Annotated in this window: 27 protein-coding genes; 16 read left to right on the top strand and 11 right to left on the bottom strand. The window is 39.5% G+C overall.

Annotated features, from left to right (window positions below; translation table 11 throughout):
- The first annotated feature begins 108 nt into the window (after positions 1–108).
- The 3 genes from metE (at position 109) to ACO1DI_RS02475 (ending at position 3,808) form a co-directional block, all read left to right on the top strand.
- On the top strand, positions 109–2,403 hold the full coding sequence (gene metE, locus ACO1DI_RS02485; protein WP_226555094.1) for a 5-methyltetrahydropteroyltriglutamate--homocysteine S-methyltransferase: 2,295 nt from the start codon (positions 109–111) through the stop codon (positions 2,401–2,403).
- Positions 2,404–2,545: 142 nt separating this feature from the next.
- Positions 2,546–3,163, top strand: coding sequence for an acetate uptake transporter (locus tag ACO1DI_RS02480; protein WP_014458973.1), 618 nt, complete (start codon positions 2,546–2,548; stop codon positions 3,161–3,163).
- Between the two features lie 144 nt (positions 3,164–3,307).
- Positions 3,308–3,808: a GNAT family N-acetyltransferase gene (locus ACO1DI_RS02475; RefSeq protein ID WP_014458974.1), complete on the top strand. Its 501-nt coding sequence runs from the start codon at positions 3,308–3,310 to the stop codon at positions 3,806–3,808.
- A 22-nt stretch (positions 3,809–3,830) separates the two neighbouring features.
- Here the strand turns inward: ACO1DI_RS02475 and ACO1DI_RS02470 are convergent, their stop codons facing one another.
- Positions 3,831–3,965, bottom strand: coding sequence for a hypothetical protein (locus tag ACO1DI_RS02470; protein WP_258232128.1), 135 nt, complete (start codon positions 3,963–3,965; stop codon positions 3,831–3,833).
- Between the two features lie 240 nt (positions 3,966–4,205).
- Between ACO1DI_RS02470 and ACO1DI_RS02465 the strand changes: the two genes are divergently transcribed.
- From ACO1DI_RS02465 to ACO1DI_RS02450, 4 genes are read left to right on the top strand one after another with little or no spacing between them, the layout of a single operon-like run.
- Positions 4,206–4,406, top strand: coding sequence for a helix-turn-helix transcriptional regulator (locus tag ACO1DI_RS02465; RefSeq protein ID WP_014458975.1), 201 nt, complete (start codon positions 4,206–4,208; stop codon positions 4,404–4,406).
- A 30-nt stretch (positions 4,407–4,436) separates the two neighbouring features.
- Positions 4,437–4,643, top strand: coding sequence for a hypothetical protein (locus ACO1DI_RS02460; protein ID WP_042992457.1), 207 nt, complete (start codon positions 4,437–4,439; stop codon positions 4,641–4,643).
- A 46-nt stretch (positions 4,644–4,689) separates the two neighbouring features.
- On the top strand, positions 4,690–4,854 hold the full coding sequence (locus ACO1DI_RS02455) for a hypothetical protein (RefSeq protein ID WP_014458977.1): 165 nt from the start codon (positions 4,690–4,692) through the stop codon (positions 4,852–4,854).
- A gap of 31 nt (positions 4,855–4,885) precedes the next feature.
- Positions 4,886–5,299 (top strand): DUF5301 domain-containing protein, encoded by a 414-nt coding sequence (locus ACO1DI_RS02450; RefSeq protein WP_014458978.1) that lies wholly within the window; start codon positions 4,886–4,888, stop codon positions 5,297–5,299.
- 82 nt (positions 5,300–5,381) lie between these two features.
- Here the strand turns inward: ACO1DI_RS02450 and ACO1DI_RS02445 are convergent, their stop codons facing one another.
- The 5 genes from ACO1DI_RS02445 to ACO1DI_RS02425 all read right to left on the bottom strand — a co-directional run bounded on the left by ACO1DI_RS02445 (position 5,382) and on the right by ACO1DI_RS02425 (position 7,857).
- The gene (locus ACO1DI_RS02445) at positions 5,382–5,522 is read right to left on the bottom strand and encodes a hypothetical protein (protein ID WP_013058226.1); all 141 of its coding nucleotides are present in this window, start codon (positions 5,520–5,522) and stop codon (positions 5,382–5,384) included.
- 166 nt (positions 5,523–5,688) lie between these two features.
- A complete protein-coding gene (locus ACO1DI_RS02440; protein WP_042992458.1) occupies positions 5,689–6,321 on the bottom strand; it encodes a LysE family translocator in 633 nt (210 codons plus the stop codon).
- Positions 6,322–6,515: 194 nt separating this feature from the next.
- Positions 6,516–6,956, bottom strand: coding sequence for a DUF5391 family protein (locus ACO1DI_RS02435; protein ID WP_115654539.1), 441 nt, complete (start codon positions 6,954–6,956; stop codon positions 6,516–6,518).
- A 77-nt stretch (positions 6,957–7,033) separates the two neighbouring features.
- The gene (locus ACO1DI_RS02430) at positions 7,034–7,285 is read right to left on the bottom strand and encodes a hypothetical protein (protein WP_226701456.1); all 252 of its coding nucleotides are present in this window, start codon (positions 7,283–7,285) and stop codon (positions 7,034–7,036) included.
- An 89-nt stretch (positions 7,286–7,374) separates the two neighbouring features.
- Positions 7,375–7,857, bottom strand: a complete 483-nt coding sequence (locus ACO1DI_RS02425; RefSeq protein ID WP_208733088.1) for a DUF2500 domain-containing protein — start codon at positions 7,855–7,857, stop codon at positions 7,375–7,377.
- A gap of 126 nt (positions 7,858–7,983) precedes the next feature.
- Here ACO1DI_RS02425 and ACO1DI_RS02420 point away from each other — a divergent pair, with 126 nt between their 5' ends.
- Positions 7,984–8,949, top strand: a complete 966-nt coding sequence (locus ACO1DI_RS02420) for a 2-hydroxyacid dehydrogenase (RefSeq protein ID WP_226701454.1) — start codon at positions 7,984–7,986, stop codon at positions 8,947–8,949.
- An 11-nt stretch (positions 8,950–8,960) separates the two neighbouring features.
- Positions 8,961–9,191 (top strand): YczI family protein, encoded by a 231-nt coding sequence (locus tag ACO1DI_RS02415; protein ID WP_371906072.1) that lies wholly within the window; start codon positions 8,961–8,963, stop codon positions 9,189–9,191.
- Positions 9,192–9,219: 28 nt separating this feature from the next.
- Here the strand turns inward: ACO1DI_RS02415 and ACO1DI_RS02410 are convergent, their stop codons facing one another.
- On the bottom strand, positions 9,220–10,095 hold the full coding sequence (locus ACO1DI_RS02410) for a Cof-type HAD-IIB family hydrolase (protein ID WP_208733090.1): 876 nt from the start codon (positions 10,093–10,095) through the stop codon (positions 9,220–9,222).
- Positions 10,096–10,259: 164 nt separating this feature from the next.
- Between ACO1DI_RS02410 and ACO1DI_RS02405 the strand changes: the two genes are divergently transcribed.
- The gene (locus ACO1DI_RS02405; RefSeq protein ID WP_014458988.1) at positions 10,260–11,018 is read left to right on the top strand and encodes a DeoR/GlpR family DNA-binding transcription regulator; all 759 of its coding nucleotides are present in this window, start codon (positions 10,260–10,262) and stop codon (positions 11,016–11,018) included.
- Positions 11,019–11,143: 125 nt separating this feature from the next.
- Positions 11,144–11,281 carry a hypothetical protein gene (locus tag ACO1DI_RS02400; protein WP_423145037.1) on the top strand — a complete coding sequence of 46 codons (138 nt, stop codon included), beginning with the start codon at positions 11,144–11,146 and terminating at the stop codon, positions 11,279–11,281.
- A gap of 35 nt (positions 11,282–11,316) precedes the next feature.
- Here the strand turns inward: ACO1DI_RS02400 and ACO1DI_RS02395 are convergent, their stop codons facing one another.
- Both ACO1DI_RS02395 and ACO1DI_RS02390 read right to left on the bottom strand, forming a co-directional pair.
- Entirely contained in the window at positions 11,317–12,006 is a 690-nt protein-coding gene (locus ACO1DI_RS02395) for a YoaK family protein (RefSeq protein WP_140451225.1), read from the bottom strand.
- 73 nt (positions 12,007–12,079) lie between these two features.
- Positions 12,080–12,580, bottom strand: coding sequence for a GNAT family N-acetyltransferase (locus ACO1DI_RS02390; protein WP_014458991.1), 501 nt, complete (start codon positions 12,578–12,580; stop codon positions 12,080–12,082).
- A gap of 115 nt (positions 12,581–12,695) precedes the next feature.
- On the opposite strand from ACO1DI_RS02390, the gene ACO1DI_RS02385 reads away from it, so the two are divergent.
- The 3 genes from ACO1DI_RS02385 to ACO1DI_RS02375 all read left to right on the top strand — a co-directional run bounded on the left by ACO1DI_RS02385 (position 12,696) and on the right by ACO1DI_RS02375 (position 15,280).
- Positions 12,696–13,625, top strand: a complete 930-nt coding sequence (locus ACO1DI_RS02385; protein ID WP_423145036.1) for a hypothetical protein — start codon at positions 12,696–12,698, stop codon at positions 13,623–13,625.
- Positions 13,626–13,729: 104 nt separating this feature from the next.
- Positions 13,730–14,359, top strand: coding sequence for a CPBP family intramembrane glutamic endopeptidase (locus ACO1DI_RS02380; protein WP_115654531.1), 630 nt, complete (start codon positions 13,730–13,732; stop codon positions 14,357–14,359).
- Between the two features lie 225 nt (positions 14,360–14,584).
- Positions 14,585–15,280, top strand: coding sequence for a FadR/GntR family transcriptional regulator (locus ACO1DI_RS02375; protein WP_013058211.1), 696 nt, complete (start codon positions 14,585–14,587; stop codon positions 15,278–15,280).
- Between the two features lie 56 nt (positions 15,281–15,336).
- Here the strand turns inward: ACO1DI_RS02375 and ACO1DI_RS02370 are convergent, their stop codons facing one another.
- The gene (locus tag ACO1DI_RS02370) at positions 15,337–15,912 is read right to left on the bottom strand and encodes a cysteine dioxygenase family protein (protein WP_053074042.1); all 576 of its coding nucleotides are present in this window, start codon (positions 15,910–15,912) and stop codon (positions 15,337–15,339) included.
- A complete protein-coding gene (locus ACO1DI_RS02365) occupies positions 15,909–17,090 on the bottom strand; it encodes an acyl-CoA dehydrogenase family protein (protein ID WP_423145035.1) in 1,182 nt (393 codons plus the stop codon). Before ACO1DI_RS02365 ends, ACO1DI_RS02370 begins: the two co-directional genes overlap by 4 nt.
- Before the next feature lie 301 nt (positions 17,091–17,391).
- Between ACO1DI_RS02365 and ACO1DI_RS02360 the strand changes: the two genes are divergently transcribed.
- Positions 17,392–18,267, top strand: a complete 876-nt coding sequence (locus ACO1DI_RS02360; RefSeq protein WP_423145034.1) for a LysR family transcriptional regulator — start codon at positions 17,392–17,394, stop codon at positions 18,265–18,267.
- 160 nt (positions 18,268–18,427) lie between these two features.
- Positions 18,428–19,612 carry a CaiB/BaiF CoA transferase family protein gene (locus ACO1DI_RS02355; protein WP_423145033.1) on the top strand — a complete coding sequence of 395 codons (1,185 nt, stop codon included), beginning with the start codon at positions 18,428–18,430 and terminating at the stop codon, positions 19,610–19,612.
- Positions 19,613–19,621 lie beyond the last annotated feature (9 nt).

Below are 19,621 nucleotides of genomic sequence, written 5' to 3'. Positions count from 1 at the left end.
AAACAGGCTATCTCAACTTTAGTTAAGTATGCGTATCATCTCTCTTTTCATTTCGAAAAGAGAGATTTTTTAGTTTATCGATAAAAAAATATACAGGGAGTGGAAAAAATGAGCAGTGTAAAAAGTTCAAATGTAGGTTATCCAAGAATTGGTGAAAAACGAGAATGGAAAAAAGCGCTTGAGCAGTTTTGGGCAGGAAAGCTAGAGAAAGATATCTTTCTGCAGGAAATGGAGGCTCTTCGTCTAGGGCATCTGAAAAAACAGCGTGATGCAGGAATTGAATTGATTCCAGTCGGCGATTTTAGCTTATACGATCATGTGTTAGATACAGCTGTTATGTTTGGTTTGGTGCCAAAGCGCTTTGAGTACGAGGGAGGACCAGTATCGCTTGAAACGTATTTTGACATTGCGCGAGGAACAAAAGGTGCAGTAGCCTCTACGATGACAAAATGGTTTAACACCAATTATCACTATATCGTACCAGAGCTAGAAGGACGTAAGCCGGCTCTCGTAGAAAATCGTCCGCTTCAATTTTACAAAGAAGCAAAACAAAAGCTAAATATCAAAGGAAAGCCCGTTATTTTAGGTCCGGTAACATTTGTAAAGCTATCAAAAGGATATAAAGAAAGTGAGTTTAAAGAAGTAGTTGAACAATTTATTCCTCTTTATGCAACTATCTTAGCGGAGCTTCAGGCAGAAGGAGTAGAGTGGGTACAAATAGATGAGCCGGTTTTAGCTACAACGCTATCAAAAGAAGACCTGGCGCTGTACAAAGAAGTCTATCAAGTCCTGCATGACGCGGCACCGAATGTAAAAGTCATTTTGCAAACGTATTTTGACAGCGTTGATTACTACAAAGAAGTTGTGTCTCTTCCTGTTGAAGGAATTGGCTTAGACTTTGTACATGACCGAGGAGAAAATCTCACTGCGCTTAATAAATATGGGTTTCCGACTGATAAAGTGCTGGCAGCAGGAGTGATTGACGGACGAAACATTTGGCGTGAAAATTTGGACGAGCAGCTTTTAACGATCAGTGAAATTGAAGAAGCCGTATCAAAAGACCGTTTGATTCTGCAGCCTTCATCGAGTTTATTACATGTTCCTGTCACGGTAAAAAATGAAGAAACCATTGAGCCAGTGTTAAAAAATGCGCTCTCTTTTGCAGATGAAAAGCTAAAGGAAATCACGCTTTTAACAAAAGCGGTGCAGCAAGGAAAAGAAGCAATAGAAGAAGAAATAAACGTAAGTAAACAGGCGATTCAAGCATTAAATGGATCATCTTTCCGAAACCATCAAGACGTGCAAAAAGAGCTGAAGCAGCTGGACAGCTATAAAGCTGAGCGCCAAGCGCGGTTTGACGTACGTCAACGCGTTCAGCAAGAAGCTTTTCAACTGCCGCTTCTTCCCACGACAACAATTGGAAGCTTCCCGCAAACAAAAGAAGTGCGACAACAGCGTCTAAAGTGGCGTAAAGGCGAGTTAAGCGATGAAGCATATGAAGCGTACATTAACGATGAAATCAAAAAATGGATTGAAATTCAAGAAGACATCGGCTTAGATGTCCTTGTGCATGGAGAGTTTGAGCGTACGGACATGGTTGAGTACTTCGGTGAAAAATTAGGAGGCTTTCAGTTTACGAAGTTTGGCTGGGTGCAATCATACGGTTCTCGCTGCGTAAAGCCGCCGCTCATTTACGGAGATGTATCGTACGAGCAGGCGATGACGATCAAAGAAACTGTGTATGCACAGTCTCTAACAGATAAGCCGGTTAAAGGAATGCTGACGGGTCCGATTACGATTTTAAACTGGTCGTTTGTACGTGATGATATCCCGCGCTACGACGTCGCAAATCAAATTGCGCTTGCTCTTAGAAAAGAAGTAGAAGCACTTGAAAGTCAGGGCATTTCAATGATTCAAGTAGATGAACCGGCGCTGCGTGAAGGATTGCCGTTAAAACGAGAAAACTGGGAAGACTACTTGAATGCCGCGGTGTATGCGTTCAAGCTAGCGACGGTATCGGTGCAAAACGAGACGCAAATTCACACGCATATGTGCTATTCAGAATTCGAAGAGATTATTGATGCGATCAAAGCGCTTGATGCCGACGTGATTTCCATTGAAACGTCTAAAAGCCATGGTGAACTAATTTATGCGTTTGAAAAACATACGTACAATCAAGGAATCGGACTTGGCGTATATGATATCCACAGCCCGCGCGTACCGAAGCTTGAAGAGCTGACAAGAAACATTGACCGCGCTCTGCAGGTGCTTGATCCTGCATTGTTTTGGATTAATCCCGACTGCGGCCTTAAAACAAGAGGAATCAGCGAGACGGTTGAAGCTTTAAAAGTGATGGTTGAGTCTGCAAAACAAACAAGACAAAATTTATTACAAAACGTTTAATAACGAGAAAGTAAAGACCAAGCAGTGTAAACGCTACACTGCTTGGTCTTATGGGTTTCTTAAAGGCCAAAAATATCCATTGACACTTCCCGTAGATTTTTGTATCTTTTTAAAGGTGTTTTTAAAATCAGGGAGGTACAACATGAGCAACAACAGCACGCAGCACGTTAAAATTGTAACAGCAGATCCATCAGCGCTAGGTCTATTCGGACTTGCCATGGTGACACTTGTTGCATCGTTTCAAAAGCTTGGGGTAACCGATGGGGTTTCATTGGTATTGCCATGGGCGATTTTTTTAGGCGGAATAGGGCAGTTAATCGCGTCTATGCAAGATTTCAAACATAATAATACCTTCGGCGCAACGGCTTTTGGTGCCTTCGGGTTATTTTGGCTAGGTGTCGGCATGACATGGCTTATTCAGCTTGGAGCATTTGGGGAAGCGCTCGCAAAAGCAGCGGATCCGAAGCAGCTCGCATTTGCTTTTGTAGGCTACTTAATTTTCAGCGTTTTTATGACAGTTGGAGCAATGGGCACTCATAAAGTATTATTTATTATTTTTGTGTTAATTGATTTCTTATTTATTGGATTATCGCTAAGTACATTTGATGTGGCATATGAGTACACGCACTTACTAGCAGCAGTGTCAGAGCTATTAATTGCTCTGTTTTCATTCTATGGATCTGCAGCGGCTGTATTAAATACTCACTATGGTCGAGTTGTGCTTCCGGTAGGCAAGCCGTTTGGTGCATTTATCAAATAATCAAGACGTTAATTAAAAAGCGAAGTAGGGTTGAATTCTGTATGATGCAGAGGTCAATCCTTTTTTGTTTGGGCATTTTTATATATAGTAGAAAGAGATAGTTATATGTAATAGAAGCTTTTAGAGAAAAAAGAGAAATACATAATGAAAGGAAACGTTTCAATGATTATAAGACAAGTGGATAAAAAGGATTTAAACCAATTAATTACGTTAGAAAACAAAGGCTTTACACCTGAAGAAGCTGCCTCAAAAGAAGCGTTTATCACGCGGATCAACACCATTCCTGATACGTTTATCATTGCCCAAGAAAATGAAGAAATAATCGGATATGTGAACGGCCCCGTCATTTCAGCTCCGTTTATCACGGATGATTTGTTTGAAAAAACGATTTCGAACCCTGAGACAGGTGGTCATCAAAGTATTTTAGGTATCGTTGTAAATCCCAAGCATCATCATAAAGGAATTGCTAGTATGCTGCTGAGGGAGTTTGAGAAACAAGCGCGGAACAAACAGCGCTTAACGGTTACCTTAACGTGTAAAGAAGAATTAATTCCTTTTTATGAAAAAAACGGGTATGTGAATCAAGGATTGGCGGAGTCGCAGCATGCAGGCGTGCAGTGGTTTAATATGAGTAAGAAGCTTTGATGTTACTACTATGAATCGCTTGTTACACCGCTAATGATTTCCGTGCAAGGCTCTGCTTTCCGCGGGCGGACGGTGAGCCTCCTCGTTGCTTTCGCTCCTGCGGGGTCTCACCACTTCCGCTTTTCCCGCAGTAGTCTTCGCCTGGCCCTCCAATCAACAGCTAGAAGCAGCGAACGAAATAGATCAAGCCTACATTCATCATAGCAATAAAAAATCTGAACGAGTTTGATTCTTAATCAAGCTCGTTCGAATTGTCCTTCAACTAACCTGCTTTTTCCCATCCTTTATTTCAGGTATGTAAGAAATATTAATTTGTCAAACATATTTGACAAAATTGAGGAAGATAATGTAAGATATAAATGTAAAAAGTTTTTTACATTTTAGAGATGAGTGATGAATGGTGGAAAACCGAATTAAAGAACTGCGTAAAATCAAAAAAATGTCTCAGGATGAACTGGCAAAAGTATGCGGCGTCTCGAGACAAACGATTAATGCAATTGAAAACAATAAGTATGATCCAAGCTTAACGCTAGCTTTTCAACTCGCCGAAGAGCTGGGAGCAACAGTAGATGAGCTGTTTTTATTTCATAAATCATGAGTTAGTTAAAAAGGAGAAGGTAATGTGAAAATAAAAAAAGCGGACGAAATGGAAAAGTTTGAAATTAAACAAGCTGCGCGAAACGGCTTTTTATTTTATACGGTAGCGCTGTTAATTTGGTCTTCCTATGATTTTATTAAAACCGGTGAAAGAGGCTGGGAAGCTACAATTTTACTAGTAGGAATATGCGTATATTTTTGGACCCTCGTTTATTACAAGCGAAAAGTACATAGCTAATAAGTGAACAGGAAATCGAATTTACCAAGCAACGGTGGTGAAATGAATGAAAAATCGAGCTGCCGGAGTAGCTCTTACAAGTACGGGCATGTTACTGTTGATGGTGACATTAATACTTCCTGTTCCGGGATTAACGTATAGTTTACTTGTAGGAAGCAGCATTCTACTAAAAGGCTGCGGGACTGGAGGAATAAAAAGATGTATCACCTGAATGCAGCGTGATATGGAAAAGGAGGTTCCTTTTGAAAAAAAGAACAATTATTATTGCTGCACTTTTATTTATCGCAGTATTTTACTTTACATATACAGGGAAAGCCTATCAATTAAAAGACGTCATAAAAGTAGACCAAGCAAACGTTACGCGTATTGAAATAGATACAGACGAAGGAAAACGTGTAATAGACGATAAAAAGAAGACGAAAGAGATCGTACGTTCTTTATCACAGCTAGAAGTAAAAAAAAGCAAGGAGCTGGACCCAAAGTTTGACCAGGCTTACTGGGTAAAAATCGTTGAAAACGGAAAAGATGCGTACGGTTTAACGATTTACGATGATGATTACATAAAAGCGTTTAATTTTAAGGATAAAAAGCAGGCCACGTATACGATTGTTAAGGATCAAAAAGTAGATGTTAAAAGGCTATTTTCAACTAAATAAACAAACCTACTAAAAAAGACAGCCTGCGCTGTCTTTTTTTATAAAAATAATAGATTGAAAATTATGACTATTTAAAGCGGAATTAATCCTTGCCTATATAATTAATAAATGATTGAATTAGGTCAATATCAGGGTTAACCAATAGTGCTGGAAGAAGGCCGAATGTTAATAATACAAGAACGTTTGATCCAATAAAGATGCGAAGTGCTTTTTTGATTTTCATGATATTTCCTCCCTTTTTTATATTTTCGTATAAAAAGAGAAAAAAATCAATAGAAATGTGACGGAATTGTGAACTTTTTGTCTGATAGTCCCTGCTAGATTATAAAAATCCCCTCTCTATACTAGATAAAGAGGGGATTTAGTAAGTCATAAAATATGTAGAAACATTAAAAGTACATGCGCAGATTCCCAATAAACCGGTAAAGAAAGTAGCATGAAAAACCAATTAAGATACATCCAGCTGCAATAGAAACCCATTTGATATAAAGTTGATTCAGCACTTTTCTAGTTCCAGAGACAATCGTCATTAAGCCTAAGTCATGAATTAAAATCCCTGTTAATATCCCCGCAGCAATCAGCAGGAAATGAAAAGAGTGAGAGGATTGAAGCGAGTTGGTCAGCACTGTTCCAAACACGCTCAGCCAAAAGATGAGATTGCTAGGAGAAATGGCAACAAAGATTCCGTTCACATAAGAAGATGCAAACGACTTTTTCACCTGTTCTCCAGGAGCCGTAATATCATGGTCCGCATGTCTAATGCTGTCATAGCCAATATAAAGTAAAAAAAGCGCCCCTACAAGCCACATCACAAGCTGGATAAAAGGAGCAGACAAAAAAGAAGCCAGTCCAGAGTAAAGAAGCACAATTAGTAACAAATCAACCGTCATGCCTCCAAGTCCGACAACCCATCCGTGAAGAAACCCGTTTTTTAAACCTTGCTTTGTCATTTCAATCGTCACCGTACCAACGGGAAGGGCAATCGAAAGACCAAGCAGCACATTTGCTAAAAATAACGTCACCAAAAACAAAACCTCTTTCAATCTCGTATCTACTAACATTTTCCGTTTAAGTGATCTTTCATCATATAAAAATATGTAATAAAATTTGATGTTATGTATAAAAAACAGTAAGCACAAAGGCTACTTCGTTATATTGACATTTTTTGCTTACCGAGCTATAAAAAGAGGAGCAGTAGCTGCTCCTCTTCACCATTTTAAACGCTTTCCTGCACGGTGGCTGACGGTCTTTTAAACGCAACAACAAACCACACAATATTCGTGATCAGTAAGCCCAAACAAGAAATCATTACACCTATGATGGAAGCTAAGTTTCCTGAGAAATCTTCCAGTCCAAATAAAAACAGAGCCGGCATCAGTAATAGAGTACTAGCAGCGATTAAAAGTCCAATACTACAAAAAGCGGCCATCACAAATTTTAAGAAGTTGATTCCTATCATATAAAAAGCTAAAGGCAGCAAATATAAAAATAGAATCATGCCAAGAGATAACCACATTCCTACTGAACCGAACGTATTAACGTTTGGACCTGAATCTGCTAGAGGTGAAAGCGAAGCAAGAACCAAGATAAAGCAGAAAAATAGTGCAGAAAGCAAAGTGGTGATCGCCACACTATTTTTTGCTGTAGAATTACGCACTGTTTGTTAACCTCCTTTCCAAATTAAAAGTATATGGATTAATTTTACAATATAAAAGTCCGGAAATCACCAATTTTTTACAAAAATGTTCGATAGGCTGGATAATAATGAAGAGAAGATGGGTTGAGATAATACACGTGAACATATTTTTTGTGTGGGCCTGGATAGTGGATTTCGTGCCAGTATTGCGTCAGTATTGTTTGAATAGGGTGCGAATGAGGGGCTTCTCCGTAATGTCCGTAGTAGATGCCGCTGCCTGAATAAGGAGAATACATAAAATCACCTGCCTGCTTACATGAATGTGTTACACGGTATGTTTTTGTGGTCACTAACGTTCTTCTATCATATAAAAAGGGCACAAATAGGTCGGAATGCATTCCTACAGTAAAAAAGACCTCTAAAAGCAAGAGGTCATAAGCTAAGCATCTGGATGTTCTTCACTTGGATGCCTTTGGAAATTCAAAAATCGAGTTCCTTGAAAGGTCAGCATTCCTTCGTCGCCTTCTGCAAGCTTGCCGTATTCGCTGCCTGAAACAGTAAATTCAGAGCGGTCGGTGCTTTCAAACTGGAAGGTTACATAGTAAGTTGTAGACGTGTGAGAGTGGTGATGTTCGTGAGCGTGACTGTTGTGGTGATGGACGTTTGTCCGTTTGCCCGTAATTTTTGCTTTTACAGATAGACGAGGAGACTGCTCATTTTTACTCCACGTGCTGATTCCTTTAAAAATAGAAAATAGAAAAATACCAATAACAATAATAAAAAATAGCATAACAAACGTAGGCATTCCGTTAAATAACGCATCGTCTGGAAAAAAAGCGCCTCCGCTTAGGTCAGTATCACCTTCAAAAACAATGTCATCTCCGGACGGATTATCTTCAAATATCATTTCATCTTCAAACATTCGTATTCCCCCTTACTATAAATACGATTACTGAATGGAAAAAGTTTCATCTTTATAGTAGGCTTATGATAGAATAGCTAGTTTCTATTCATACATATGAGTGAACAAGGAAAAGGAGAGATACACATGGGGAAATACAAAGTTGTTATGTCTGGAAAAACGTGGCCAGATGCTTATGAAAAGCTAGAGGAGCACTGCGATATTCAAATGTGGGAAGGAGAAGGAAAGATTCCACAAGAAACGCTGCGCGACTGGCTTCATGACGCCGACGGCTTTTTTAATATCGGACACATTACAGTGGATGAAGAGCTGTTAGAAGCAGCGCCGAACCTGCGCGTTATTTCTCAATCGGGTGTGGGGTATGATAGTGTAGATGTCGAAGCATGTACCAAAAAAGGCGTACCGTTTAGTAATACGCCAGGCGTGTTAGTAGAAGCGACGGCTGATTTAACGTTTGGTTTATTACTGTCGGCAGCTCGCCGCATTCATGAAGGCTATGAAAAAGTGAAACAAGGAAACTGGGAAACAGTATTCGGCGTTGATTTATTTGGAAAAACACTTGGTATTGTTGGGATGGGTGATATCGGAAGCGCCGTTGCCAGACGCGCAAAGGCATCAGGCATGAACATCGTTTACCACAACCGAAGCCGCAAGCATGAAGCAGAAAAAGAGCTTGATGCCGTATACCTTTCGTTTGAAGAACTGCTTCACACAGCTGATTGTATCGTATGCTTAGTGCCGCTTTCAAACGAAAGCCAAGGGATGTTTGGAGAAGCGGAATTTAAAGCAATGAAAAACAGCGCGTATTTTGTAAACGCAGCGCGCGGAGGGCTAGTGGACACTGAAGCGTTGTACGAAGCGCTAAAAAATGAAGAAATTGCGTATGCTGCACTCGACGTAACAGACCCAGAACCGCTTCCGGCAGATCACAAGCTGCTGCAGCTTTCAAATGTGTTAGTAACACCTCATATTGGAAGTGCTACGTACGAGACGCGCAATCGCATGGCGGATTTAGCCGTACAGAACTTGCTGTTAGGCCTTGAGAGAAAGCCTTTAGTGACGTGTGTGAATGAAGAAGTGAACTACAAGTAAGGAGAGATTTTTTGTTAAAAGCATTACAGCTTATTTTTTTAATTATTACCGTTGGACTGGCTCTTTATATTATGCTCACTCACAATTACCAGTTCCTTTCGTTTTTAAATATACTTCTAGGCTTAACGATGCTAGTTTTAGGAGCAATTGAGTGGCAAAAAAGAAAGAAAACCAGCGCGTGGCTGTTGCTGTTAGTTGCGCTGTTTAGCTGGTTTGTTGGTATTTACCGCATGATCAGTTAAAAACGCTTGGCATTTGCCAAGCGTTTTTTTAATGTGCTTTTAGCTGTGTTTCTAACACTTTTTCAATAACGGAAGCTACTCCGTTTTCATCGTTTGTTAATGTAACGTCATCTGCTAGTGCTTTAATTTCCGCGTGCGCATTTGCCATAGCAATTCCTTTTCCAGCCGTTTGAAGCATCGATACGTCATTAAAGCTGTCTCCAATGGCAATGGTATCCTGAAGAGAGCCGCCAAGCTCTTTGACAACGTAGGTTAATGCATTTCCTTTTGAGGCGTCTTTGTGTTCGAGTTCAAAGTTGTGATCAGCGGAAGAGACAAGGGTCATGTCATGCTGCTTGCTAAAGTGATCCCAGCCTTTTTTTCGTTTTTTATCATCAAATGAAAAAGCTAATACGTTATAAAGCTCAGCGTTTGTATTTAAAATATCTTCATACGATGCAACAAAGGCAAATCCCGTTTGGCTGTACTGCTTAGCCGCAGCGTGATGAAGTCTTTCTACGTCCACGTTTTTATTGGCGCTTTTTACCCGGTCAATTTCAATGGCCAGCAGCTCTCGGCCCGAGTTTGGTGTATAAATCGCATGCTCTGCAAACACTTCATAATAAAATTCGTTTGCATCCAGCCACTGAATCGCTTCTTTTACGTGATGGGCATCAATTGGAACAGAATGTCTAAGCTTTCCGTTCGGGTCATGAATAGTCGCTCCGTTTGCGGCAATCACCCAAAGATTTGAAAGCTCAGCTTTTTTTAAAATTTCCTGCACGTCGAAATAAGCGCGCCCTGTAGCAACCACGACTTCAACTCCATGTGTTTGCGCTTTTTTAATTGCTTCTGCATTAATTGTGCTAATTTCACTGCTGCTATTTAAAAGAGTTCCATCTAAGTCTGTAAAAATCATCTTCATAAACTATCTCTCCCTTTGACTATTATTACTTGTTTTTGCGTGTTTTATCTTGTTTATCCTACAATAAACGAAAAAACACTGATAATCAAGCGTTTTTACATTGTTTTTACAAAAGAAACAAGTATAATAAAGTAAAAAGCAGAAAGAAAACAGGTGAACAAGCAATGCTAAAACAAGAAAGACGCAAACAAATTATGAATTTGCTTGAAAAAGAAGGGCGCATTGTAGCTACGACGCTTAGTCAAACGCTGAACGTTTCAGAAGATACAATCCGCAGAGACCTGCGGGAAATGGACGCGCTCGGTTTGCTGCAGCGTGTACACGGAGGAGCACTTCCGCGTTCCACGTCTGCGGTTGATTACAAAGAGCGTAAACGTGAATTGATGGATGTTAAGCATTCACTTGCCGTTGCGGCGCTTCCGTTAATTAAAGACGGGCAGGTGCTCTTGATGGACGGAAGTACAACAAATATTCAGCTCGTCAAAGCTTTTCCAAAGAATTTAAACGTTACGGTTATTACAAACAGTCCGTTAATTACCGTTGCATTAGCGGAACATGACTTTGTAGAAGTTGTTTCTCTTGGAGGAACGTTTCGAAAAGAATCGATGGTCACGGTAGGACAAAGCGTGGTTGATACGCTTAAACAAATTCGAGCGGATCTTTGTTTTTTAGGCGTGTACGCGATCGATCCGAAAATTGGCATGAGCATTCCTTTGCTTGAAGAAATGCACATTAAAAGTCAAATGATTAAAAGCGCGAGTGAAGTAGCGGCTATTGTAACAGCTAAAAAACTCAATACGTCTTCAACGTACACGTTCAGCTCAGCCAACTCACTAGATTGGCTCATTACAGAAGAACATGTGAACGAAACCGTGTTAAATGCTTATCGCGAAATCGGCATTGAAGTGATCACAAATAAATAGTAGTGTTAGTAAGGAAGTATATGGTAATGTAGAGTAAAAAGGAGCTTGAGCGATGAGCGAACAAATAGATGTTACGCAGGAATTAGCGAAGCTTCAGCAAAGAGTTCGAACACCTAGAGGAAAGAGTGAAGAAAGCAGAGTCCAGGCAAGGGCCTTTACGGTTTCTATGGGAAGCTATACGATCGATTTTAATAGGACTATTTATTGTAGGACCTGTAGCGGCAATTATTTTTGGCGTTCTATCAGCCCTATTAGGAAAATAAAAAAACCCGTTTCTTTATCGAAACGGGTTTTTTTATTATTTGTTTTCTGAAGCAGAACGAAACTTCGTGCTGACAAAAATGATAATGGCTAATAGAATCACAATTGGCAGCCAAATAATTTCAAATTTATAAGCAGGCTCTGCAAGTGCAGCGATAACAGCGCCAAAGCAGTAAAATACAAGAGATAGCGCGCGAAGAATCGCATCGGTTGTAAACGTTTTGCGGTAGCGAGGGCTGCGCAAACGTGCCGTTACGTCTTCAAAGAAATTAGCAAGCGTCCCTGTTAATACAGTTGTTGAAATTCCGGCTACGCCAAGCTTTCGAGCAGCCGTTGTTTGAAGTCCCATTGCTGAGCTTAATAAGAAAATAAATAAGTAAGTTAAGTGTAAAGAAGGAGAAAACGAAGATAAAAGTGCAAAAACAAGTAAAATCAATCCTTCTATTCCAAGGGCAATCGTTACGGCTTTAGGCCAAAATGTTTTTTCTTTGTTTCCAACTAGGATTGCAGCGCCTACAACTCCTACAATAAAACCTCCTAAAGCTGTCAGGGAATGAAAAACAGTTGTTTCAAGCGAGTTTCCGATTGCTAACCCGAGCAGCACGATGTTTCCCGTCATATTCGCGGTAAAGATATGGCCAAGGCTTAAGTAGCCAATCACATCAACAATACCTGCTGTTACGCAAAGAACGAGTAAAATAATGTTTCGATAAGTAGAATTCGTCACGGTAAGTCATCCTTTCTTTTTATACCAACTAAACAGTTTACCGTGAAGAAAAAAATCTGTCCAGATAGTTGTCTTACAAATTTTTAAGCGTGTCCCACCCAAAAGCCACTTCAGAGAGAGATGTACCATCAATGATCACGTCAGCGCGATCGATTCTTTTCCCGCCAAGCGCTTCGTAAAATTGACAGGCGTCGTTTTGTTCAAAAGCCCATGTGAGCATCGTATGTATATGTTGGTTTGTCAATTCTTGCGCTATTTTATGCATGAGCGCTTTTCCAATTCCTTTTCGCTGATGCTCTGTGAGTAAATACATGGCATACAGTTCTCCGTTATAGGAAGGATGCTTGTTGGTTCTTTCTTTACCATAAGAAGCGAAGCCGACAATTTGACCGTTTTCTTCTGCAACGAAAACAGAATTTGATTCCAGCTGTTTTTTCCAGACGGCTTTTCGCTTTTCAGCGTTCAACGAATTTAAAAAAGAATCCGGAACAAGTCCTTTATAAGTCGATTTCCAGCTTTCTACGTGTACGTGGGCAATGCCCGCTTCATCACCAATTCTCCCTTGACGTATCATCTGCTCACCTCGTTTTTTTCTATATTTTAACATAAATTTAAAGGTGGCATCCCCGTTTTTCCGTTTTCTTTGTATATATATAGTAGCTATTTTACATAACAAAGGAGATGACGTAATGAGTAAATTATTATTAAAAGATCAGCCGTTACTTGTACTGCCGGCGCTTGCAGTCAAAGTAGGAGTGAACGGAGCGCTGTTTCTTCAGCAGCTTCACTACTGGCTTGAAAAAAGCGTAAACGTGCAGGACGGATATACGTGGGTATACAATACCAATCAGCAGTGGCTGCAGCAGTTTCCGTTTTGGTCGCTTTCAACGATTCAACGCATCATTTCAAAACTTGAAAAAGAAGGGTTGATTATAAAAGGGAAATACAACCGCTCTAAATTTAACAACACGGTCTGGTACCGAATTGATTATGAGCAATTAGAAAAGCTTATGCCAAGCGATGAATTTGAAGAGCTCGAAAATGTCAATTTGACAGAAGGGGAAAGTCAAATTGAAGCAGCGGAGCCCGTCACAGTGAAGGCGTCATTAACAGAGACTACAGCAAAAAATACAAATCAAATAAAAAGAGAAGAAGACGCGCATGACGCTTACGTCCAAACGTTGGAAGCCGCTTTTATTGCTAGAAGAAACCGAGGGATGTATCCTTCAGCCAGTGATTTAAAGCATATGTACGAAGTCGCAAAAAGCGAAATACGAATAGAAACGGCGCTATCAGGACTGCAGGAAGCATTTGATCACTACGTACCTAAATACAGCGGTGATACCATTCGAGCGTTTGCTTATATTAAACAGCATCTTTTTCATAAGCATTATGTAACATCACAGCGTACGCTAGCGAGTCAACAGGCTGAAAAGCCGATTTCCTACGCTAATAAAAAGCGCTTCATTCGCAAGGAAATGACGCCGGATTGGCTAAAAGAAAATGAAGAGCTAGAACCTCCAGCTCCTGCTTTTAAAGACGATGCTCACTTTGAAGAAGAAAAGAAAAAGCTTGCTGAAAGTCTTCGTGAGTTGGAGCAGGAATTAAAAAATAATTGAAAATACCCCCGGACTTTTATAAGATAAAAGATAGTAAACCTTTTGAATACGAAAGGTTTACTAGGTAAAAGAAAAGCGGCTTTTAAAGAAGGTGGGCCATAAACATGATAAAATTTTTGTTTTTGCTGTTCATGCCTACAATCTTTGTTTTGTTCGGTTTGTGGCTTATCCAAAATGTGTTGGTAACATTTGTTTGCTTTTACGGCTGGATGTTTATGATTTTATATGCGAATAATAAAATTAACTTTAAGGTAGCGCTTACAAAGAAATCTCTGTATGTGGGAACTCTCAGCGGAGTTCTATGTGCCGCTGCTATAATTGGAAGCAGCCTGCTTTTTTCTGGTAAAATCTTTCATGTAGAAGATATGCAAGCGGTTTTGCAAATATGGGGATTTAGCGGATGGAAAGTTACCGTTTTAGCCGTCATTTTGATTTTTATTAATCCTGTTTTAGAAGAAATGTATTGGCGGGTGTATATACAAAATAAAGTGAAAAAGCATGTTTCTGTACTTGCTTCAAGCGCTGTTACATCAAGCTTTTATACGCTTTATCACGTATTCATTATCCTTCCTGTTTTTGTATTTCCGTTTAATGTGATCTCGGTAATAGGCGTCTTTTCAGCAGGTATGATGTGGGCGTATATAAGAGAGCGATATGGTATCAAAGGGGCCATCATCAGCCATGCGTTAGCGGACGCGGCGATTATGATTGTATACGGATTATATGTAAGATAGTGGTATTATGTCAAAAAACCATGAATCGTTATTCATTTATAACTTGTTTTCATGGTATAATAACAATAATAGTAAAATTTTATCAACACATTTGAATTGAAATAATGTATACTTGTAATACAAAGATTGAAGCGTTTACATAAATCGGAATACACATAGTTAATCTGGGTCCGATGAAAACTAAAAAAAGAGAGAGAGATAATTACTTGGAGGAGGAATAGAAGTATGTTTGTACCTATTGAGCGTAAAAAAGTGTCTAGTCAAGTGCTTGATCAATTAAAAAAGATGATTAAAGAGAAAACGTTCCCGCCAGAGTCTCGTTTGCCGTCGGAACATGAACTGTCAAAAATGTTTGGAGTGAGCCGCGCACCGATCCGTGAAGCGCTAAGCGTTCTTTCTGCAAGCGGATTGATTGAATCACGACAAGGCGGAGGAAGCTACGTAAAGCGTGTAAACTTAGTGGGCATGCTTGATCCAATGACGTTTGAAATGGTTGAAGCAGATCAGGTTCTTGAATTAATTGAAATGCGTATTATCATTGAGTCGCAGGCAGCAAGCTTAGCCGCGCTGCGCCGCACAGATGAAGAACTGATTGAAATTAAAGAATCGTTAGAAGCATTTAAAAAGACGGTTCATAACAGTGAAGAAATTGGACATGAAGCGGACTATCGTTTTCACCATGATATTGTGAAAGCAGCCCATAATTCATTCCTTCTTCATGCCGTAGAAGATTTAGGTCATTTGTATCGAAAAGCGCTTGCTTATTCGTTAAATAAAAGCCAAAAAGAAAATCGTAAGCAAACGGATGCCGACCATGAGCGTATTTTTGAAGCAATTAAAAATGGAGAGCCAGAAGAAGCAGCAGAAGCGGTTCGTGATCACTTAGAGCACGTTCGCCAAAAAGTAATGGTATCTCAATAATAAAAAAAACGATAGCCCTTGAGGCTATCGTTTTTTTATTGCTCTATAGACTAATATTACGTGTACAGTGGGACTTCATTTTCATGAGCCGTCACGATATTTTTAGAAGAAGCAGATTCATCATAAATATGTCTCTTCTGTAAACCAATATCTGTTCCATAAAGGTGAATGGTAATAGCCGGTTCAGCAAATGGATTACGGACACTGTGTATATCTCTATTCGGAGGGTATACATACGAAATATCCTGAGCTTTAGCTGTTACTACCTCCACTTTCTTTAAGGCGTAGCTGTCTTGTTCACTTTTAACTCTTTGGTACCTTGTTTCCTCAATTGCTCCCTCATATATCCCAACCAATCCCCATACTAAATGATCGTGTATAGGAGCGGTTTGTCCAGGTCCCCATACGAAACCAACGATTGAAAAAGCTTCATCCTCTGGTTTATATAACAAGAACTGGCTATATTTATTTTTCTTAGGCTGTCTATATGTAGCGGGCAATAAATCTTTTGTTTTTAAAAATAAGTCGAAGTGAGGTTTGAGTTGTTCCACAACTTCTTTTTCTAAGCTTGTTTGCTGTAAGACGTTGCGAATGGCAACTTCTAATTTTTTAATGTGTGTTGAAATAGTCATTGATTTTCCTCCAGGTCAAGGTGGTTTTTATAATTTTGCAGCGTCCAGGTGCCAAGGCGCTGAATTTCATAATCGATAGGGGCGTGCAGGGATAGGGTTCTAATATTCCTCCAGAAGCGATCGTAGCGGTACGTGTTAGACGTTGCTCTGCTACCCATGACGTCAAAGATTCTTGAGGTAATATCTAATCCTGCTGTAGTAATAAATGCTTTAGCTACCCCTATAGAATTTTGAATGATGGTTTTTTCTTTTTCTGTAAGGTTCCAACCTTTCTCCCAAGCCTCTTGAAATGCAGCAGTAGTTTGGGAAATTAACGATTCAGCTGCTTCGTATTGAATGTGGAATTTTCCAAGATGTCTTTGAATGTAAGGGTCATCTATGGCAGATGAATGTTGGGCAAAACGAGCTCTCGTCTTCGTTGAAACGTATTGTAGGGCTTCGTTGATGGCGCTTTTTGTAACCCCTAACATAATGTGTGAAATAAGAAAATTAGCAATGCTTGATCGGATGCTTAAAAATTCATCGTTCGGTGGAACAGCTGCTAGAATATCTTCTTTGTAAACAGGCACATTTTTAAATGTAATGGACCCACTGTCTGTTTGCCTCTGTCCAAAATGATCCCAGTCACCGTTAACTTCAATGCCTTGACGGTTAGTTGGTATGACTGCAATTAATGGAATCTCGGTCTTTTCAAAAATACTAGATACAATTAAATAATCAGAGTCTGCACTTCCAGAACAAAAGGTTTTTTTTCCGTTTAACAAAATGCTTGAATTCTTTTTTGTAGCAAAAAGATTTAAATCAATAGGATTGAAGGCATTGCCCCAAAAGAGATTTTGTTGAATTGTTTGTTGGTAGTAAAAATCTGATTGCTCCGATGTTCCATAAAAGTAAGGAGTTGTCAGGTTAAGGAAATGATAGCCGTATACATGCGCTAGCGAGCTGTCTGCTTGAGCAAAAATCTGTACAACTTCACACACATCTCCCCAAGTTTTACCCATTCCATCCAGCCTTTTGGGAATTAAAAGGTTCAGCAATCCACTTTTTCGAATAAGGTCTCGCTCCCATTTCGGATTTCCACCTTCCCTGTCGCGCTGAATGGCCGTTTTCTGAAATTCAGCTGCTAATAGATAAGCTTGTTCTTGTATTGATCTTTTCATAGGGGAATGAATTGGCATATGTTATTCCTCCTTAAGCTTTAATTGAGTAGAGATATGTCATATAAAACCAAAAACTTAGTTAACATGATAAAGGGAAAAGAACCTTTTGTATAATTGAAAAAAAAGAATTGATTATTCAATAAAAATGAATTGTTTTATTTTAATACCTAATTCAAACGTGATTTTTGTAGACATCAAAAGGGTTTGACTTATAAAGTAAATAGCTAAAGAAGTGATAAAACTTACTTACTAGATAACTAATAACGAAGTAGTTGCTGTAGGTTTTTGAGCTATCTATAAAGGAGGAGGTAGCAAGTAAATGGATTTACGAACGATTAAAACATTCCAAACTATTGCGCGCTTAGGAAGTTTTCAAAAAGCAGCAGAAGAGCTAAAGTACGTACAATCAACGGTTACGATGCAAATACAAAAACTCGAATCAGATTTGGGCGTAAAGCTCATTGAACGAGGGAAAAAAATACATTTAACAGAAGCAGGGAGGCTTTTTCATGAGAAAGCAGACCTTTTATTAAGAGATTTGGAGTACGTACAAGATACTATGCAGCAATGGCTTCATGGAGAAGCTGGTAAAGTACGGGTAGGAGCCATTGAGCCCATGGCGATTTTTCGCTTGCCGAGCATCTTACTGCCGTTTAATGAAAGATACCCTAATGTTCAATTAAGTATCCAAATTGATAATACACAGAACTTAACAAAGATGATTAAAGAAGGAGAGCTTGATTTGGCTATCTGCAATACGCCTAATTTGGATCATACAACATTATTTGAGCCGCTTTTTATTGAAGAAGTATCCCTGTTAGTACCTAAAAACCATCCGTTAGCTGTGAAAAATCAAGTAGAACTTGCTGATTTCAAAGGAGAACGTCTTCTTTTGAGCGGGTTTGTGTGCAATTACCGAATCAGTTTGGAGAAATCGTTGGTGGAAGCTGGTGTTAGTCCTGACATTCGACTTGAAGTGAACAGCATGTCCGCATTAAAAGAATATGTGCAAGTGGGATTTGGAATCGCTGTAGTACCTGATGTTATGGTAAAGAACCCGCCACCCGGAACGGAAATAAAAAAGATTTACGACCTCAAAATTGGCGTAACAACAGGTATTTTAAGAAAAATTAATGCTGTAACCAATGGAACGGCCGTTGAGAATTTAATTCGGCTCATAAAGACCCACTTTTAATGACTCTATTTTTTGAAGTTCATTTTTTTTGAATCAACTATTCGGATTTATCAATTATACAAATCTAGGAAAGTGAGATATACTTTGTGAAAACATAGTAAGTTGATTGATTAAGTTTAATTAAAAATGAGTTAAATTACGAAAAGAAAGGAAAAGTGAAATGAACTTACCTAGTAACCAACCGCTATCTGGTATACGCGTTCTTGAATTCGGTCAAATTGCAGCCGGTCCATATACTGGAATGCTGTTAGCTGATTTAGGAGCCGATGTTGTCAAAGTCGAAAATCCAAATGGTGGGGACGGCATGAGGCTTTGGCCGCCATTTGTAAGAAATGAAGAGGAAGAAGAGTACAGTGCTAACTTTTCATCTCTAAATCGGAATAAGAGAAGTATATGTATCGATTTTAAAGATGAAGATCAATTAGCAACTTTAAGGGAGTTGTGTTTACAAGCTGATGTAATTGTAGAGAATTTTCGTCCAGGAGTATTAAAGAAGTTTCGACTAGATCACGAGAGTTTATCTAGTATTCATCCCAAGCTAATCTATTGCTCTATTTCAGGGTATGGACAGGAAGGGCCTTATGCTCATAAAGGAGCTTTTGATGTAACAGTTCAAGCAATAAGCGGATTAATGAGCGTCACAGGTGAAGAAAATGGAGAAGCAGTTAAATGCGGTGTGCCGGTAGCCGATTTTGCTGTTGGACTGTACGCCGCCTATACAATCACAGCAGCTGTTTTAAATGTTCAAAAAGGAGGAGAAGGCACTCATATTGATTGCTCCATGTTAGGAAGTGTACTAGGTATTTCAGCTTTGCAAACGAGTGAATATTTCGGGAACAAGCAGCCGCCGAAACGGTTAGGAACTGCGCATCCCCGCAATGCTCCTTATCAAGGATTCTACGGAAGTGACAAACCATTTGTCATTGCAGCTGGTAATAATAAACTTTGGAAAGAAGTATGCGAAGCAACCAAATTAGAAGAGTTGTTTACAGATCCTAGATTCGTGGACCAAACCGCACGTGCTAAAAATCAAAAAGAGCTTGCAGCTCTTTTACAAAAGGTATTCAGCACAAAGCCAGCTGAAGTGTGGATTGCTGAATTTGATCAAAGAGGCGTTCCATCAGCTCCGGTAAATAATTTCTCTGAAGCATTAGCTAGTCCGATGGCACAGTCATTGGATATCGTTAGAGATTTGCCTTTACCAAATGGTTCATCTATACCGACAGTAGGGTTCCCTGTAAAGGTTAAAGGGTATGAATTTCACGTGTATCGAAAGCCACCCTTACTAGGCGAGCACACAAATGAAGTCCTTCAAGAATGGAAGAAAGTATCCGTAAAGGCCTAAATTTGTTTT

The organism is Priestia sp. 40, assembly GCF_049368575.1.
GTDB lineage: Bacteria > Bacillota > Bacilli > Bacillales > Bacillaceae_H > Priestia > Priestia zanthoxyli.
Note: the sequence above shows the minus strand (reverse complement) of the source record. Positions and strands in the feature narration are given on the sequence as shown.

Coding starts and splice junctions, on each gene's coding strand:
- ACO1DI_RS02425 (WP_208733088.1), bottom strand. CDS start 7,857: ATGTTTGAAGATGAAATGATATTTGAAGATAATCCGTCCGGAGATGAC.
- ACO1DI_RS02465 (WP_014458975.1), top strand. CDS start 4,206: ATGGTGGAAAACCGAATTAAAGAACTGCGTAAAATCAAAAAAATGTCT.
- ACO1DI_RS02375 (WP_013058211.1), top strand. CDS start 14,585: ATGTTTGTACCTATTGAGCGTAAAAAAGTGTCTAGTCAAGTGCTTGAT.
- ACO1DI_RS02365 (WP_423145035.1), bottom strand. CDS start 17,090: ATGCCAATTCATTCCCCTATGAAAAGATCAATACAAGAACAAGCTTAT.
- ACO1DI_RS02360 (WP_423145034.1), top strand. CDS start 17,392: ATGGATTTACGAACGATTAAAACATTCCAAACTATTGCGCGCTTAGGA.
- ACO1DI_RS02355 (WP_423145033.1), top strand. CDS start 18,428: ATGAACTTACCTAGTAACCAACCGCTATCTGGTATACGCGTTCTTGAA.
- ACO1DI_RS02455 (WP_014458977.1), top strand. CDS start 4,690: ATGAAAAATCGAGCTGCCGGAGTAGCTCTTACAAGTACGGGCATGTTA.
- ACO1DI_RS02410 (WP_208733090.1), bottom strand. CDS start 10,095: ATGAAGATGATTTTTACAGACTTAGATGGAACTCTTTTAAATAGCAGC.
- ACO1DI_RS02380 (WP_115654531.1), top strand. CDS start 13,730: ATGATAAAATTTTTGTTTTTGCTGTTCATGCCTACAATCTTTGTTTTG.
- metE (WP_226555094.1), top strand. CDS start 109: ATGAGCAGTGTAAAAAGTTCAAATGTAGGTTATCCAAGAATTGGTGAA.
- ACO1DI_RS02420 (WP_226701454.1), top strand. CDS start 7,984: ATGGGGAAATACAAAGTTGTTATGTCTGGAAAAACGTGGCCAGATGCT.
- ACO1DI_RS02445 (WP_013058226.1), bottom strand. CDS start 5,522: ATGAAAATCAAAAAAGCACTTCGCATCTTTATTGGATCAAACGTTCTT.
- ACO1DI_RS02390 (WP_014458991.1), bottom strand. CDS start 12,580: ATGATACGTCAAGGGAGAATTGGTGATGAAGCGGGCATTGCCCACGTA.
- ACO1DI_RS02385 (WP_423145036.1), top strand. CDS start 12,696: ATGAGTAAATTATTATTAAAAGATCAGCCGTTACTTGTACTGCCGGCG.
- ACO1DI_RS02475 (WP_014458974.1), top strand. CDS start 3,308: ATGAAAGGAAACGTTTCAATGATTATAAGACAAGTGGATAAAAAGGAT.
- ACO1DI_RS02405 (WP_014458988.1), top strand. CDS start 10,260: ATGCTAAAACAAGAAAGACGCAAACAAATTATGAATTTGCTTGAAAAA.
- ACO1DI_RS02370 (WP_053074042.1), bottom strand. CDS start 15,912: ATGACTATTTCAACACACATTAAAAAATTAGAAGTTGCCATTCGCAAC.
- ACO1DI_RS02480 (WP_014458973.1), top strand. CDS start 2,546: ATGAGCAACAACAGCACGCAGCACGTTAAAATTGTAACAGCAGATCCA.